Source organism: Streptomyces sp. NPDC058307, assembly GCF_042880295.1.
Classification (GTDB): domain Bacteria; phylum Actinomycetota; class Actinomycetes; order Streptomycetales; family Streptomycetaceae; genus Streptomyces.
In genome coordinates, this window is record NZ_JBHVYZ010000011.1 from 22,334 (window position 1) to 37,566 (window position 15,233).

Genomic DNA, 15,233 nt, shown 5'->3' on the forward strand with positions numbered 1-15,233 from the left:
CGGTGCGTCAGTTGGTCAGTTGAGCGTCCACTGCTGGTTGCTCCCGCTGTTGCACGTCCACAGGTCGATCTTCGTCCCGTTGGCGGTGCCGCTGCCGACGGCGTCGAGGCAGAGCCCGGACTGGTTGTTGGTGAGGGTGCCGTTGGCGTTGACGGTCCACTTCTGGTTGGTGCCGCCGGTGCAGTCCCAGATGATGACCTTCGTGCCGTTGGTGGTGCCGCTGTTGTCGGCGTCGAGGCACTTGTTGCCGTAGACCACGAGTTCGCCGCGCGACGTGGACGTGAAGGTCTGGTTGTGTCCGCCGACGCAGTCCCAGAGGGCGGCCTGGGTGCCGTTGTTGATCGAGTTCTTGGCGAGGTCGAGGCACCGGCCGGAGCCGGCTCCGACGATCTCGTTGCCGTTGGTGCCCGTGATGCCCTGAAGCAGGACGGCGTCGACGTTGGGCGACCAGCCGCCGCTGTTGGAGAACTGCATGGTGTTGGCGCCCTTGGCCATACCGACCTGCACGGAGACGGTGCCGGGAGTGGTCCAGGAGCCGGTCGGCGGGAACGAGACCACCGTGGGCTGCTGGCCGTTGACCTGGAGCGTCGCCGTACGGGCGGTGCTGTCGCCGTTGACGTAGGCGATGGTGGCGAGCTTCACGCCGGACGTCGAGGCGTTGACGTTCCTGATCGTCAGGGTGTTGGCGGAGCCGTTGCCGATCCAGCCGACCAGCGAGCCGCCCGAGCAGTTCGCGCAGGTGGCGTTGGCGGCGGTACCGGCAAGGGTGTTGGACGAGGACTCCGCCTCGTAGGTGGTGCCGGAGACCTCGGTGCCGGAGACCGTGAGGAGTACCGCCTCGCCGGCCGGGACGCCGGCGGTGTAGCCGGTCCCGAAGCTGCCGGCGTCGGTCCCGGTCCATACGTCGCGTACGGCGGCCGAGGCCGAGGTCAGGCCCAGATCGGTCCAGCGGGCCGTGACGGAGGCGGCGGCGGAGGTGCGGTTGAGCAGCAGCACCGCCCGCTTGCCGGTGCCCGACAGGACCTTGCTGTAGACCTGCAGGCCCTTGGTGTCCTCGGCGACCTTGACACCCTGAAGGCCCCGGGCGTCCTGGTCGATGGCGATGACCTCAGGGTTCTTGAGGATCGACGCGGTCGTGGAGCTCATGGTGGCGAGGTTGTTGCCGGCCACCAGCGGGGCGCCGGAGATCGCCCACAGTCCCATGTGCGTGCGGTTCTGCGCGGCACTGAAGCCGTTCATGCCGACCATCAGCATGTCGGGGTCGTTGTAGTACCCGGTGTGCTGGGACGAGGGGTGCAGCGTCTTGTCGAAGTTGGCCAGCATGTTGGCCGTGGACGGGCTGTTGCCCCAGAAGATCACGTCGGTGCTGGTGCGCCACATCGGGGCCGTGCCCGCGCCCCAGTTCCAGGGGTTGCCGGTGCCCCACTCGCAGAGCGACAGGACCAGCTTGCGGCCGGTGACCGCGGCGGCGGCGTCGTTGGCGGCGCTGATCGCCTTGTACGTGGTCTCCTGATCGAGGCCTTCGGCGTTGCCGCCGCACCAGTCGATCTTGACGAAGTCGTAGCCCCACTCCTGGAACGTCTGCATGTCCTGCTGGTAGTGGCCCTCGCTGCCGGTGTTGGGCGCCGCGGGCCTGGTGGTGGGGTAGTAGTAGCCGCAGCCCTGCTTGCCGGCGTCGGTGTAGATGCCCGCCTTCAGGCCCTTGCTGTGGATGTAGTCCGCCATGGCCTTCATGCCACCGGGGAACAGGCTCTCGTCGGTGACGATCCTGCCGTTGCTGTCGCGGGCGCCCTGCCACCAGCCGTCGTCGATGTTGACGTACTTGTAGCCGGCGGCCGCCATGCCCGACGAGACGAGGGCGTCGGCCTGGGCCTTGATGGTGGCGTAGTCGATGCTGCTGGCGAAGCTGTTCCAGGAGGCCCAGCCCATCGGTGCCGACGGAACCGCGACCTGGTTGGCCGTCACCGCGAGCGGCTCGGTCCGGCCCAGGTCCGCCGACGCCGTCCGGCCACCGCCCATGACCATCAGCCCGGCGAAAGCCAGGCCGAGGACCGAGACCTGGACGGCCACACGTCGTGCCCAGTGGGACACGGCGGTTCTCCCTGATGACACGGGATCAACCCTTTCTCATGCGAATGAACGGTGGCAGCTGTGGATGTACGGGCAACGCCTTGCCCAGGCGGGTGCCGTGAGCCGGCGCGGATGGGGAGGTGGAGATTCGCCCGGTTCGGGCCCAGGGGGCCCACGGAGACCTGACGGCCGGAGCGCTCTCTGGGGCCCGGAAATGTTACCGTTCACAATTTTGAGCTCCGGGAGGGCTCGACGGCGGACGATGCGGTGGGGGGAGGTGATGGGGGAGTGGCGGAGAGCTGCAGCAAGGCTGCCGCATCAGGGGGGCCACGAGGCGGACTCGGGGAACAGGGAACCCCGTCGGCCCCCGTCGTCGCCTGTGACGCGTCGGTGATGCAGGGGTAGTGTGAACGGTAACATTTGCCCTCCGCAATACTCCTCGCGAACTTTCCTCTCGAGGCCCCTCGGTCGGCCACGGTCGGCTACCCGTTGACCACGTCGTCGTCCACACGCAGAGTGAAGGTCCCACCCCGTTCCAGGCAGCCGGTCCGGTTCGGGTGACAGGCATACGAGGAGCCCTCTCCACATGCACGAAGTGCCCCCCGCCCCCCGCCCGGCCGGGGGACCGCAGGCGTCGAAGGCCGTCAGCATCCGCGACGTCGCCAAAGAGGCGGGCGTGTCACACCAGACCGTTTCCCGGGTCGTCAACGGTGACCCCAAAGTCAAGGTGTCGACCCGGGCCCGAGTCCTGGATGTCATCGCCGAGTTGGGCTACACGCCCAACCGGATGGCCCGGGCGCTGGCCGGTGGAGCGGTGCGTTCGGTGACCGTGCTGACCTCCGACACCTCCTTGTACGGTGCCTCGGCGACCCTGAAGGGCATCGAGGAGGCGGCGAGGGCGGCCGGCTTCGCAGTCGGGATAAGCGTGCTCGACGCAGGCTCCGCCCAGCAGCCCGCGGATGTCGCGGCCCGGATCAGCCGGCCGGGGGAGGCGGTGCTGGTGATCGCCTTCGACGCACCCGGCGTATCGGCATGGCAGGCACTGCCCGCGGGGTTCCCCGCAGCGGCGGCCGTGGAACGGCCCGAGGACGGCCGCCCCGGCGACCGGCCCGAGCTCTGGCTGGACGACCGGGCGGCCGCGGCCCAGGCCACCCGTCACCTCCTCGGCCTCGGCCACGAGACCGTGCACTACCTGGCGATCCCGTCCTCCACCACCCGCATCGGCCAGCGTGGCGAGGGCTGGCGCGACGCCCTGAGGGTGGCCGGCAAGCCCGTCCCCGAACCCCTGGCCGCCGGCTGGAGCCCTCGCTCCGGCTACCTCGTCGCCCGCTCGCTGCTGGCCGACCCGTCGGTCACGGCCGTACTGTGCGGCAACGACGACCTGGCACTCGGCGTCCTCCGCGCGGCCAGGGAGGCGGGCCGTGATGTGCCGGGCGATCTGAGCGTGGTGGGCTTCGACGACGCCCCGCATTCCGCGTACGCCCACCCCGCCCTGACCACCGTCCGCCTCGACTTCGAAGGCCTCGGCCGGGGCTGCTTCGGCCTGCTCCACCGGCTCCTGGAGCCCGATACGGCCCCGGCCCTGCCCCTGTGGGCCGAGCCGGAACTGATCGTGCGGGCAAGCAGCGGCCCGGCTCCGTCCCGGCGGGACCGCAGTTGAGGGGGCAGGCACGTTGGGCCCACGCGGCGGCCCTGTTGTCGTGGTCGTTATCCGGGTCGAGGGACAGCGGCCACCAACAGTGTGGGGAGGCCCGTAGCGGAACCTGGTCATGAGCGAGCGTGGCCGGGAGGCGGCCCCTGCAAGTGGAGCCGTGGCCACCGCCGCACCCCTGGATCAAGAAGTCCGTGGCATTTCGGAAGCGTCACATCTCTTGTCACCGGGGTCGGCACCGTGTCAGTGTCCGGCCATGGTTACGTAACCATGGCCGGTTTACACGGGTCCGAGTGTCTGTATCCGGACCCTGGTTCCTCACTGACTCGGCTCAGGTGACGAACCCGCACTCCGCCCTCCGCGATTCCCGTCACTGGAGACGACATGACCAAGACCCCGACGAGGTCGAGAAGACTGGCCAGTGTGCTGATGGCCGGCCTCGGCGCGACCCTCATGGTGCTGACCGCCCCCGGCCCCGCCCTCGCCCAGCAGGCCCCCGAGACGCAGGCCGCCTCGCACGCCTCCTCCGTCTCGGGGAAGCCCGCGCCGAAGGGCGGTACCAGGGACTTCCGCGGCGTGAACTGGGCGGACCCGCGCGACAACTACGCCAGTGACGCGGTGGTGCCGAGCGGGCTGTCGGTGACCGACAACTACCGCACCGTGTACCGCACCACGAACAAGATGGTGCGCGGGTTCAAGAAGAACCTCGGCGCCAACACGCTGCGACTGCCGATCAACCCGGCGTCCGTCGGCACCACCTGGTGGAAGTCGTACCGGGCGACGATCGACGCGGCCACGGCAAGCGGTGACAAGGTCATCGTCAGCTACTGGGAGGCCGACAGCAGCAAGGACGGCCTGGTCGACGACACGGCCGCCTGGACCAAGATGTGGAACACCGTGGTGCGGGAGTACAAGCACAACCCGCGGGTCTACTTCGAGCCCATGAACGAGCCGCACGGCTACACCCTGGACCAGTGGGTGTCCGTCACCAGCGGCTGGCTGGGCCGGCACAAGGACGTTCCGCGCGGCCGTGTCGTGATCAGCGGTACCGGCTACAACGACAACGTCACCGGTGTCGGCGCGGCCCCCGCACTGCGCGGAACCCTGCTGTCGCTGCACTTCTACGGCTTCTGGAACAGCTACACCAAGCAGTCGGACTGGACCGCCGACCTCGAGGCCCGTCTCGGCAAGTACACCGGCCGGACCATCATCGACGAGGCCGGCTCCCCGATGACCATCGGTCTGAACTACGGCGCCTGGAACGGCAACATCTACACCTCGTACCTCGCGTCCGTGGCCAACACCGCCCGCAGCAAGGGGATGGGGCTGGTGTACTGGCCGGGCCTGCGCTTCGGCGACTCCTACTCGATCGAGTCGCTGGACGCCGACGGCAACCTGGTGGACAACAGCGCCACCGGCGTCGCGCTGCTGCGCTGGGGCTACGGCTTCGGCAAGACCCCGCCCGTCAACGACCTGCCGCCCGCGCCTCCCGGTGAGGTCCTGCGCGGAGTGGCCTCCGGCCGCTGCGTCGACGTACCCGGCTTCAGCACGACCAACGGCACCCAGCTCGACCTCTGGGACTGCAACGCCGGCGGCAACCAGACCTGGAACTGGAACGCGGACAAGCAGCTCACCGTCTACGGCAACAAGTGCATGACGCTGGGAGGCACCGGAGCCACCGCGGGCGACCCCGTGGTCATCACCGACTGCACCGGCACCGCGGCACAGCAGTGGAACGTGAACGCGGACCTCTCCGTGACCAGTGTCGCCAACCCGGCGCTCTGCCTGGACGCGTCCGGAGCGGGCACCGGCAACGGCACGTCGGTCGACGTCTGGTACTGCAACGGCGGCACCAACCAGCAGTGGACCAGGAGCTGACACCGGCACTGACCCGGACCGCCGGCACCGTCGCGCTTCGCCTCAGGGCGAGGCCGGCGGTCCGGTGATGTCCGCCGGGCCGGATCAGCCGAGGTAGTAGCCCTCGACATCCGCGACCACGTCGACGCTGCCGCTGTTGTTGTGGATGGCGATGGAGCCGTCGGAACCGACCGGTACCAGGGCCAGGTTGGCGCGGGTGGCACCGGCGGCGAGGTTCAGGGTGGACCCGGCGGGCAGGGCCGAACCGCCGGCGTAGGCCGACAGCCAGGTGCTCGTGGTGGCCTTGACGCCCGTCAGGTTGACCAGCACCGCCTTCGCCCCGGCCGGGACGCCGCGCGACCCCGCCACCTTGACGCTGAGCCCCGACTTGGCGCCGAGTGTGCCCTGGGCCGTGCCGGTGCCGTTGCGGGTGTCGAGCACCCGGGTCGGCGGGATCGGGAAGTAGGCCGAGCCCGTGGCGTGCGGGGAGGTCGTCGCGTCGGAGACCACATAGCCTTCGAGGTCGGCGATCAGGTCGACGCTTCCGGCCCGGTTGTAGAACTGGACCCGCCCGTCGACGACCGGCGCGACGACCAGGTTGGCGCTGGTCTGTCCGGCCGTGAAGTTCAGTACGGAGCTGACGGGGGGAACGCCGGAGACCGGCTCCACGCCGACCCAGCCGGAGGCGGTGGCGTCGGTCTCGGTGACGTTCAGCAGCACCGCGGAGGCGTTGTCGGCGCCGCCGGCCGGCAGGGTGAGCGAGATCAGCCCGCCCGGCCCGGCCTTGCCCTTGACGGTCCCTGTCCCGTTGCGGGTGTCCAGCACCCGGGTCGGGCCGCTCACCTGAACGAAGCCCGCCCCGCCCGGGGTGACCGCGGCGGTGGTGCTGTAGAAGCCCTCGACGTCACCCACCAGGTCGACGCTGCCCGAGTGGTTGTACAGGTCGACGTAGCCGTCGGCGGCGACCGGGACGGTGACCAGGTTCGGCGTGGCCTGGCCCGGGACCAGGTTCAGGTTGGAGGCGGTCGGCGGGGTGGTGCCGTCGGGGAAGGCGGTGATCACCGTGCTGGTGGAGGCGTTGACGCCGGTCAGGTTGAGGGTCACCGCGGTGACCCCGGTGGCGGGGACGCCCTTGACGCCGGCGACCTTGAGCCGCAGCACCGCCCCCGGGCTCACCTTCGCCTTGGCGGCACCGGTGCCGTTGCGGGTGTCCAGGATCCGGGTCGGACCGAAGGGCACGAACGCGCTGCCGACGGTGACCTGCCGGCTGATCGTGCCGGTTCTCCCGCCGTCGTCCCTGACCGTGAGGGTGGCGGTGTAGGTGCCGGGCCTGGCGTAGGTGTGGCCGCCGAAGCCGCCGGTACCGAGATCCGCGGCCGGAGTGCCGTCCCCGTAGTCGACGCTGTACTCGGCGATGCTCCACTCGTCAGTGGTCCCGGAGGCGTCCGCCTGGACGGTGAGGCTGCTGTGCGCAGAGGCCCGGCCGAGCGACAGGGCGGGCACCAGCGGAGCTTCGGGCGCGACGGTGGCGTAGGCCTTCTTGCTGCCGGCGAACGTGGCCCCGGCCGCTGTGAGGGCGGTGACCGTGACGGTGTGGGAGCCCATCGCGGTGTAGGTGTGGGCGACGCTGGGGGTGGTGGACACCACCGGGTCGCTGCCGTCGCCGAAGTCGAAGGTGTAGCCGGTGATGCGGGTCTTCCAGGGGTTGGTCTCGTTCGCCGTGATCGTCTCGGAGAGTGGGGCCGGGCCCTTGCCGACGGAGACGGCGGGCGCCAACTGGTAGGGATCCTGGGACTCGACCGCGCCGCGGTCGTAGTAGCCACTGCCGGTGCCGGTGTTGGACAGGAGCGGGTCGTCCACGCGTGGGTTGCCGTAGAAGTCGGTGCTGAGTTCGCCCGGTGCGTCGGCGTCGGCGGAGTCCAGGAGCGAGGTGACGTCCACGCCGGCCGAGCCCGCGGCCACCGCGACGTACAGTTCGTGCTGCCCCTCGCCGGTGGCGGCCCGCAGTTCGGCGGCGGTCGCGTAGGACTGGCCGCCCCAGTTGTAGAGCGCCCCGTCGGATTCGGACTCGAAGACGTTGTAGGCGTAGGTGGTGCCGTTCGTCGACGCGGCGGACACCACCACCGGAGTGCTGCTGCCGTAGGTCGTGCAACCGCCCGAGGTTCCGAGGAAGTAGGCGTTGTTCTCGATCGTCGAACCGGAGGAGGCACCGGTGAGTGAGATCGCGGTGTTGCAGCCGCCGTCGTCGGTGAAGGTGTTGCCGACCACGACCGTGCCGGGCGCGTCTGCCGCGTTCACAGGCGTGTTCTTCAGGTAGGAGAACTTGTTGCCGGTGATCACCGTCCCGACGGCTCCCGAGGAGACGTCCACGCCGTCCTGGGCCGGGCGCGTCTCCACTTCGTCCCGGCTCAGTGTGACCGCGCTGCTCTGCCCGTCGATGCCCACCAGGGCACCCGTCGAGGCGCCCGCGACGGTGCCGCCGTCAAGCGTGATGTCGCTGGAGGCCCTGACCGCCACGGCCGGGGCCGAAACGTTCGTCGCGACGAAAAAACCGTGCACCGTGACGTCGTGCACGTGGTCGAAGGTGAGCGAAGGACCGGAACCCGACAGGGGGGTGACGATCGAGTTGAGCGCCTTGCCCGCGCTGGTGGTGATGGTGACCGGAGCACTCGCGGTACCCGAGGTCTTCACGTCCAGCGGTCCGTAGTCCCCCTTGACCACCATCACCGTGTCACCCGGGTCGGCGGTGTCGACGGCGGCCTGCAGTGAACAGTAGGGCTGTGCCTGCGAGCCCGCGTCCGCCGCGCTGTCGGAGCAGTTCGACGTCGCGAGATTGTTGACGTACAGCGTGCCGCCGGCTGCTGCTGCGGCGGGCGGAGTCATCACCAGGGCCGCGCCGAGAAGGCCGACTGTGCCCGCGAAGACCGTGATCGAACGTGGCAGCACTGTCCCCAGCCTTCCCATGAAGTTCCGGCCATCCTTTCTGCCCCGCGACAGGCTGACCAGGTGTCCAGGGTATGAAGATCACAAGACCTCGGCCGATGACGAGCAGGTCCGGTCGTCACGCGAGTCACGCCGTGCGCTGTTGCGGCGCACGGCGTGACTCACGGGCTTGCGGGTGTCGGCGTCAGCCGAGGAGCTTGCTCGCCAGCGTGGCCGCGTTGTAGGAGCCCCAGCCGGTGGTGAAGTCCCAGCCGGTGGCGGCCGAGTAGGCGCCGTTGCTGCCGCTGGTGATGTCGTGGAAGCCGGTGCCGGAGGCGGCGTACAGGGACGGGTTGGCGAAGCCGAGGTTGGCCTTGCCGGCGGCCGCGGCCTGCTGGTTGTAGAGGGCCGCGAAGGCCGCCCACTCGGGGGCCGCCGCGCTGGTGCCGCCCACCGAGAACCAGCTTCCCTGCGAGTAGACCGAGACACCGGGGCTGGGGTTGGCGTGCGCCGAGACGTCCGGGACCTGGCGGTAGCCGCCGCCCGCGCTCTTCTGCACCGCGGTCTGCCAGCTCGGGATCTTGAAGACCGAGGACTTGCCGCCACCGCCGCCGGACCAGGCCACCTCCTTGCTGAAGGCGTTCGCCGAGGTGACCGTCAGCTTGGTGCCGCCGACGCCCGTGACGTACGGGTCGCTGGCCGGGAAGTCGACGGAGGTGCCGCCGTCGCCCGCGTCGTCGGAGCCGCTGTCGCCGGAGGCGGCGTAGAAGCCGAGGCCCTGGGCCGCGCCCGCCTTGAAGACCGCGTCCACGGCGTTGATGTTGGAGGTGGTGCGGGCGGACTCCGCGGCGCCCCAGCTGATCGAGGTGGTCGGGATGCCGCTGTCGACGATGGCCTGGTAGGTGTCGACCTCGCCGGCGTCGGAGTTGGGGCCCTCGAAGACGGTGACGTTCGCCTTGGGGGCGATCGCGTGCAGGACCTCGATGTCCAGCTCGACCTCCACCTGGCCGTCGCCGAGCGCGCCGGAACCGCCGTCCACCTTCGACACGGTCGGAGTGGGCGAGCCCAGGCTGTAGTTGGTGTCGTACTTGGTGATGTTGGACTGCTGGAAGCCGTCGAACTCGATCAGCGCGATCTTCTGGCCGGTGCCCGTGTACGTGCCGGAGACGTTGTAGCCGCCCTTGAGCTGGGCCGGGGTGTAGCCGCCGCCCGGTCCGTTGTGCGGGGAGACGGTGTGCGGGGTGGCCTGGTGGTGCAGCTGGACGCGGTTGTTGAGGCCGGCCACGTCGCTGACCAGGGAGGCGATACCGGAAGGCAGGGTCGGCGCGCTGTCGTTGGCGTAGAAGGAACGGCCCGACGCGGTGTCCTTCCACGTCGAAAGCCGGGTGCCGAAGGCCTTCTCCAGCTGGGCGGCGGTGCCGGTGGCGTCGACCAGCAGGTTGCCCGAGTGGACCTTGCCGACCGTCAGACCCTGCCCCCGCAGGTACTCCTTGAGCTGCTTGACCTCGGCGTCGGTGCGGCCGAACCGGGCCGCGAACTGCGCCTTGGTGAGGTAGTGGCCGTAGGAGGACGAGTGCGGGTCGCTGACCCGGGCTATGAAGGTGTCGAGTGCCGTGCCCCCTCTGGGGGCCAGACTGATCGCCACGGGGATCCGCTTCCCGGCCGCGACCGAACCCGTGCGCTTCGCCTGCTTGTTCAGGCCCTTCACGACGTCTCCCGTGACGGCCGCGCGGGTGGTGTGCGGCAGGGGGGCGCTCGTGGCGTAGGCGGCGGGGACGGCCGCGGCGAGCAGGGCCGGCACGGTGACCAGACCGAGCAGTTTCAGACGAGACTTCACTGTGGTCCTCCGGAGAGTGGGGGGATGTCCCGGAAGCGGAACGGCTTCACCGTAGGAACACCGGCCCCACCCCCATAAGCGGGGGAACCCTTGCGTCATGTGTTAACTGCGGATGTCACGTCAGCGGCGGGTGCCGGGAACGCGGGGGACACGGGCCCGGACCGACTGACCGGCCGTCATCGCGTGGGCGGGCGGCGGCACTTGGTCGTCGTCGGACAGGTCGACAGCTGCCGCGCCGGTCGCGAGGACGGCCACGGCCATCGCGTGCGCGAGCGCGGTGCGCGAGCGCACCCCGACCTTGCGGTACACCCGCGACAGGGCTCCCTCCACCGTCTTGACGCTGATGAACAGCTCGGCGGCGACTTCCCTGTTGGTGGCCCCGCCGCCGACCAGCGCGGCGATCCTGGCTTCCGTGGGCGTGAGTTCGGGCCCGCCGGCCTCGCCACCGCGGTCTCCGGCGTCCAGCCGTGCCAGCTCGTCGCGGGCCCGGGACGCGAGCGGGGCGGCGCCGATCCGGGTGGCGGTCTCCAGGGCCTCGCCGAGGATCTGGCGGGCCGTGCTCCTGCGGCGCGAGCGGCGCTCGACCGCGCCGAGGGCGATCAGGGTGCGCACCAGCTCGACGGGGAGGGGGAGTTGGCGCAGCCGGTCAACGGCCGCACGCAGCCGCGCGGCGCCTTCCTTCGCCCGGCCGAGCCCCGCCTCCCGCAGGCCCTCAGCCCGCTCCAGGGCGGCCGGCACGCTGTCCGGTGTGGCGGCGGACACCCGGGCGTAGGCCTCCCGGACCACCGCCCCCGCCTCGTCGTTCTCGCCCAGGACGACCAGCGCCTCGGCCAGGTCGGCGTACCAGTGCAGCAACGGCGGGTCGGCGGCGCGCATCGCCGTGCCCAGCGCCCTGACCCGCTGGAGCGCCTCGACCGCGGCCGCCGCCCCATGCGGGTCGCCGCCGAGCAGTTCGGCCTGCCCCAGCACCGCCAGCGCACGCACCAGGAACAGCCGGTCGCCGTCGGCCTCCGAGGCGCGCACCGCCCGCCCGGCCAGTTCCCGGGCCTCGTCCACGCTGCCTCCCGCCGTCGCCGCGAGCGCCGCCGCGTACAGAGCCGGAGCGGCCTGTACGCCCGCCTCGGCCAGCGCCCGCGAGCAGCGGTCCGCGGTGTGCAGCGCCTCCCGGCAGTACCCGGCGCGCACCTGCACCCGGGTGAGCGCCACCAGGGTCGCCAGGACGTCCTCGACCCCCGCGAACTCGCCGATGGCCGCGAGGAGTCGGGTCAGCTGTCCGTGGGCCTCGGTCACCCGGTCGGAGTCCAGGGCGAGGATCGCCCGCATCCGGATCAGCCGCCAGCTCTCCGGACCGCCGTCGGTGCCGCCGCTCAGGGTCAGGGCGGCTGCGAGAGCGGCATCCGCGGCGTCCGGCTCGCCGGCCAGGGAACGCACCCGGGCCAGGGTCGCCAGGGCCGCGACGCGGGTCTCCGTGTCACCCGCCAGGGCCGCCTGCCGGGCGTGCCGGTCGGCGGCCTCCAACTCCCCGCACACCAGGCCCCGTACGGCGGCCCAGTGATGCAGCCGTGCCTGCGACTCCGGGTCGCCCGCCGCGTCTTCGAGGCCCTCCTCGATCAAGTCACCGGCGCCTTCGAGCGCTTGGCCCGCGTTGCGCAGCAGGATCAGCCGGGCCCGCACCCGCAGCCGCGCCGAGTCCGACTCGGCGAGGACGGTCCCGGCGGCCTCGCCCGCCTCCTCCAGCCGACCGGCGTCACAGGCGTAGTCGGCCGCGGCCAGCAGCCTGCCGGCCCGGTCGGCGGGGTGGTCGCCCGGCGTGCGGCGGGCGGCGAGCGCGGCCAGTTCGAAGGCGGTGGAGGGCGCGCCGCCCTGGCGCGCGGTCTCGGCCGCGGACGTCAGGGTGCGGGCGGTGGCCTCGTCCTCGTACGGGTGGGCGTGGGCGAGGTGCCGGGCCCGTTCCACGGGATCGGCGACCGCGCGGGCCAGCAGGGTGTGCGCCTGTCTGCGGGCGTGCTGCGGGGCGTCGGCCTGGAGGGCGGCCCGGATCAGCGGATGCGGGAAGCGTACGGTCCCCTCGGCGTCGGCCGTCGCGACGCCGAGCCGTTCGGCGGCCGCGAGGTCGGCGACCGGGTCCGGGAGCCCGGTGGCCCGCAGCAGGGTGAGGCTGGGGCGGGCGGCGGTGCTCGCGACCAGGAGGGTGAGGCGGGCCGGCTCCGGGAGGGTGCGGGCCCGGGACAGGAGGAGGTCGCGCAGCCCCGGCGGTACGTCGACGCCGTCCAGGGCCGCTCGCGCCAACTCCTGGGCGTACAGCGGGTTTCCGGCGGCGTTCTCCTGGACCGACCGCAGCGCCGCCGGGGGCAGGTCGGTGCCGAGGCGGTGGCGCACGAGGTGGGCCACCTCGGCGTCCGTCAGGGGCGGTACGGCGAGTTCGAGGGTGCCCGGCGGGCAGTTGCGCAGTCCCTGGGGCTGCCCGCCGTCGGGTACGCGCTCGGCGGCCAGCACGCGGATGCCGGGCCGGTCGAGGCGGCGTACCGCGAAGGCGAGCACCTCGGCCGTCGGCTCGTCGAGCCACTGCACGCCGTCGACGACCAGCAGGACGGGCCCTGTCGATGCCAGGGCGCGCAGGGCGTCGAGGACGGCGACGCGCAGCGCGAGCCGGCTCCGGCCGTCCTCGGGCCACGGGTGGTGCAGCAGGGCCGCCCCGAGTGCCGCGCGGGGCTCCGGTGCGAGGGACTCCAGGCAGCGCCGCGGCACCCGCGCGAACAGGTCGACGAGAGCGGCGAACGGCAGTCGGGCGTCGTCCTCGGCGGGTTCGCAGGACAGCACGGTGCCGGGCGCGGAGGCCGTCAGGGCTGTCAGGAGCGTGGACTTCCCGATCCCCGCGGGGCCGTGGAGGAGGACCCCGGGACGGGCCGCCGACTCGGCCCTGACGAGGTCGAGAAGCTCGTGCCGCCCGGTCAGCGGGCGTGATCCCATGGGGTCCCAGCAGGTCGGATCATGTGCTCATGACAACCCTGGTGGATCACGGTTGTCAATGCCGTCCGGCACGCGGTCAGCCGCGCAGTGCGAAGGCGATGAACTGGGTCACCTGGCGGGCGGCGAAGTTGTCGTCGGAGACCAGGACGACGGTGCGGCGGCCGTCGGGGAGGCGGGGGCCGAGGGTGATGCCCTCGACGTTGTCGACCCGGGCCAGCCCGGGGACGTCGGACAGGTCGCTCACGAGCGTCTTGTCGACCGGTCAGCGTCATCGGTCCGTGGGTGTGGGCGTTCACCAGTCCGGGCACGGCGACCAGTCCCGTACCGTCCACGGTCTCGGCCCCGGCGGCGTCCGGCCCGGAGCCCGCCGGGCCCAGCCAGGCGATCACCCGTCCTCCACCAGGATGTCCTGGTCGGTCTCCACCCGGCAGGGGCCCTCCTCGGGCACCAGAAGCACCGAACAGGATGTCACGATCAGTCGGCGCATGATGCGGATCCTTCCGTCCGAACCGGACGCCAAGGATCCAAAACGTTTTGCACAACCCCGTCCCACCGGGTCCCCGTCGTCGGACCGGATGGACGGTCGAAAAAGTCCGGCCGCCAAGGCAGTCGAACCTCCCCCCGCACCCGTCTCTACGGGGGAACGAGGGAGGGCGCATTGAACGCCGACGAGGAACGCCAGTTCCGCGAGTTCGTGGCGGCGCGGTCGAGATCGCTGCTGCATACGGCCTACCTGCTCACCGGGGACTGGGAGCAGGGCCGTGACCTGCTCCAGACCGCGCTTGCCGCCACCGCTCGGCGCTGGTCGAAGCTGCGCGACCGGGAGCAGCCGGAGATCTATGTGCGCCGGGCGCTGTACCACGCCCAGGTGGACCGCTTCCGGCTGCTCAGCTGGGGACGGGAGACGGTCACCGACACCGTGCCCGACCAACCGTCCGCGCAGGGCACCGACTGGGCCGAGACCGTGGTCCAGCGGCAGGACATCATGGCCGCGCTGCGGCGGCTGCCCAAGCGCCAGCGCGCGGTGGTCGTGCTGCGCTACTTCGAGGACCGGCCGGACGCGGAGATCGCCACGATTCTGGGGGTCGCCCAGGGGACGGTCCGCAGCCAGACCCACAAGGCCCTCGCCTCTCTCCGTGCCGCCCTGGCCGAGGCGGGGCCGTCGGCCGCCTCCTCCTCCACCGCCTCCGGAAGGGGCTTCGTCGCATGAACGACTCGACCGAACACCCGCTGCACGAGGCCCTGCACGCCCATGTCCGGGAGAACGCCGGCGACGCCGGCGCCCAGCTGGCCGGCCTGGCCGACGGCGCGCTGCGGATCGCCCGGCGACGGCAGCGACTGGCCCGCACCGGGGTCGGCATCGTCGCCGCCGCGGCGGTGGCCACCGCCTGGGTGGCCGTCGCGGACGACGCGCCCCCGCGCGCGAACGTGATCCAGCCCGCGGAAGGCGACAGCACCGGGAACACCGGGAAGGCGGCCCTGCTCTCCCTCCTGCCGATCACCTCAGCCACCGAGCAGGCATGCAAGCAGGGCAGCGGCGGCTACAGCGTGCACGCGAGCGCGAATCACCCGCAGTACTGCGTCCAGGCCGACCGGGCCAAGGGCATGACGGACATTCAGGTCGCCTCCGCGAAGGCCGTCAAGAGCAGCATCGACGGCACCTGGCAGGTCGAGGTGACCCTCGACTCCACCGACCGGACCCGTTTCGCCGCCCTCACGGGCTCCATCGCCCCGGCCTCGGCCCCGCGCAACGGATTCGCCATCGTCGTCGACGGCAAGCTGTGGGGCATGCCCTTCGTGAGCGGCTCGATCACCGGCGGTCGTGTCGAGATCGCCGGGGCCTACAGCGGAGACCTGACCAGCGCCACCGTCCACGACCTGGCCACCCGCCTGGACCCGCACTGACAGCCGGTACGGAACAGACGG

At 71.6% G+C, this 15,233-nt stretch carries 8 protein-coding genes and 1 pseudogene; 4 read left to right on the plus strand and 5 right to left on the minus strand.

Translation table 11 applies throughout. The annotated features are described in order from the left end of the window. Nucleotides 1-15: 15 nt before the first annotated feature. Nucleotides 16-2,025 carry a ricin-type beta-trefoil lectin domain protein gene (locus ACFVYN_RS10735; protein WP_389995849.1) on the minus strand — a complete coding sequence of 670 codons (2,010 nt, stop codon included), beginning with the start codon at nt 2,023-2,025 and terminating at the stop codon, nt 16-18. A 631-nt stretch (nt 2,026-2,656) separates the two neighbouring features. Between ACFVYN_RS10735 and ACFVYN_RS10740 the strand changes: the two genes are divergently transcribed. Together ACFVYN_RS10740 and ACFVYN_RS10745 are read left to right on the plus strand one after the other, a co-directional pair. After that, complete coding sequence (locus ACFVYN_RS10740; RefSeq protein WP_389995557.1) at nt 2,657-3,730, plus strand: LacI family DNA-binding transcriptional regulator; 1,074 nt, start codon at nt 2,657-2,659, stop codon at nt 3,728-3,730. Between the two features lie 375 nt (nt 3,731-4,105). After that, the gene (locus ACFVYN_RS10745) at nt 4,106-5,599 is read left to right on the plus strand and encodes a ricin-type beta-trefoil lectin domain protein (protein WP_389995560.1); all 1,494 of its coding nucleotides are present in this window, start codon (nt 4,106-4,108) and stop codon (nt 5,597-5,599) included. An 84-nt stretch (nt 5,600-5,683) separates the two neighbouring features. Here the strand turns inward: ACFVYN_RS10745 and ACFVYN_RS10750 are convergent, their stop codons facing one another. The 4 genes and pseudogenes from ACFVYN_RS10750 to ACFVYN_RS10765 all read right to left on the minus strand — a co-directional run. Next, nucleotides 5,684-8,542 carry a beta strand repeat-containing protein gene (locus ACFVYN_RS10750; RefSeq protein ID WP_389995562.1) on the minus strand — a complete coding sequence of 953 codons (2,859 nt, stop codon included), beginning with the start codon at nt 8,540-8,542 and terminating at the stop codon, nt 5,684-5,686. A 163-nt stretch (nt 8,543-8,705) separates the two neighbouring features. After that, the gene (locus ACFVYN_RS10755) at nt 8,706-10,337 is read right to left on the minus strand and encodes a protease pro-enzyme activation domain-containing protein (RefSeq protein WP_389995565.1); all 1,632 of its coding nucleotides are present in this window, start codon (nt 10,335-10,337) and stop codon (nt 8,706-8,708) included. 120 nt (nt 10,338-10,457) lie between these two features. After that, nucleotides 10,458-13,307: an ATP-binding protein gene (locus tag ACFVYN_RS10760; protein WP_389995567.1), complete on the minus strand. Its 2,850-nt coding sequence runs from the start codon at nt 13,305-13,307 to the stop codon at nt 10,458-10,460. 76 nt (nt 13,308-13,383) lie between these two features. Further along, nucleotides 13,384-13,557: pseudogene (locus tag ACFVYN_RS10765) on the minus strand (esterase-like activity of phytase family protein); the annotation flags it as partial. A 408-nt stretch (nt 13,558-13,965) separates the two neighbouring features. Here ACFVYN_RS10765 and ACFVYN_RS10770 point away from each other — a divergent pair. Both ACFVYN_RS10770 and ACFVYN_RS10775 read left to right on the plus strand, forming a co-directional pair. Continuing rightward, a complete protein-coding gene (locus ACFVYN_RS10770; protein ID WP_389995570.1) occupies nt 13,966-14,517 on the plus strand; it encodes a SigE family RNA polymerase sigma factor in 552 nt (183 codons plus the stop codon). After that, nucleotides 14,514-15,212: a hypothetical protein gene (locus ACFVYN_RS10775; protein ID WP_389995573.1), complete on the plus strand. Its 699-nt coding sequence runs from the start codon at nt 14,514-14,516 to the stop codon at nt 15,210-15,212. The genes ACFVYN_RS10770 and ACFVYN_RS10775 overlap by 4 nt, the downstream gene beginning before the upstream one ends. Nucleotides 15,213-15,233 lie beyond the last annotated feature (21 nt).

Bases quoted from the DNA above. Each gene is read 5' to 3' on its own strand.
- ACFVYN_RS10735 (WP_389995849.1), bottom strand. From the start codon at position 2,025: ATGGTCATGGGCGGTGGCCGGACGGCGTCGGCGGACCTGGGCCGGACC.
- ACFVYN_RS10740 (WP_389995557.1), top strand. From the start codon at position 2,657: ATGCACGAAGTGCCCCCCGCCCCCCGCCCGGCCGGGGGACCGCAGGCG.
- ACFVYN_RS10745 (WP_389995560.1), top strand. From the start codon at position 4,106: ATGACCAAGACCCCGACGAGGTCGAGAAGACTGGCCAGTGTGCTGATG.
- ACFVYN_RS10750 (WP_389995562.1), bottom strand. From the start codon at position 8,542: ATGGGAAGGCTGGGGACAGTGCTGCCACGTTCGATCACGGTCTTCGCG.
- ACFVYN_RS10760 (WP_389995567.1), bottom strand. From the start codon at position 13,307: ATGGGATCACGCCCGCTGACCGGGCGGCACGAGCTTCTCGACCTCGTC.
- ACFVYN_RS10775 (WP_389995573.1), top strand. From the start codon at position 14,514: ATGAACGACTCGACCGAACACCCGCTGCACGAGGCCCTGCACGCCCAT.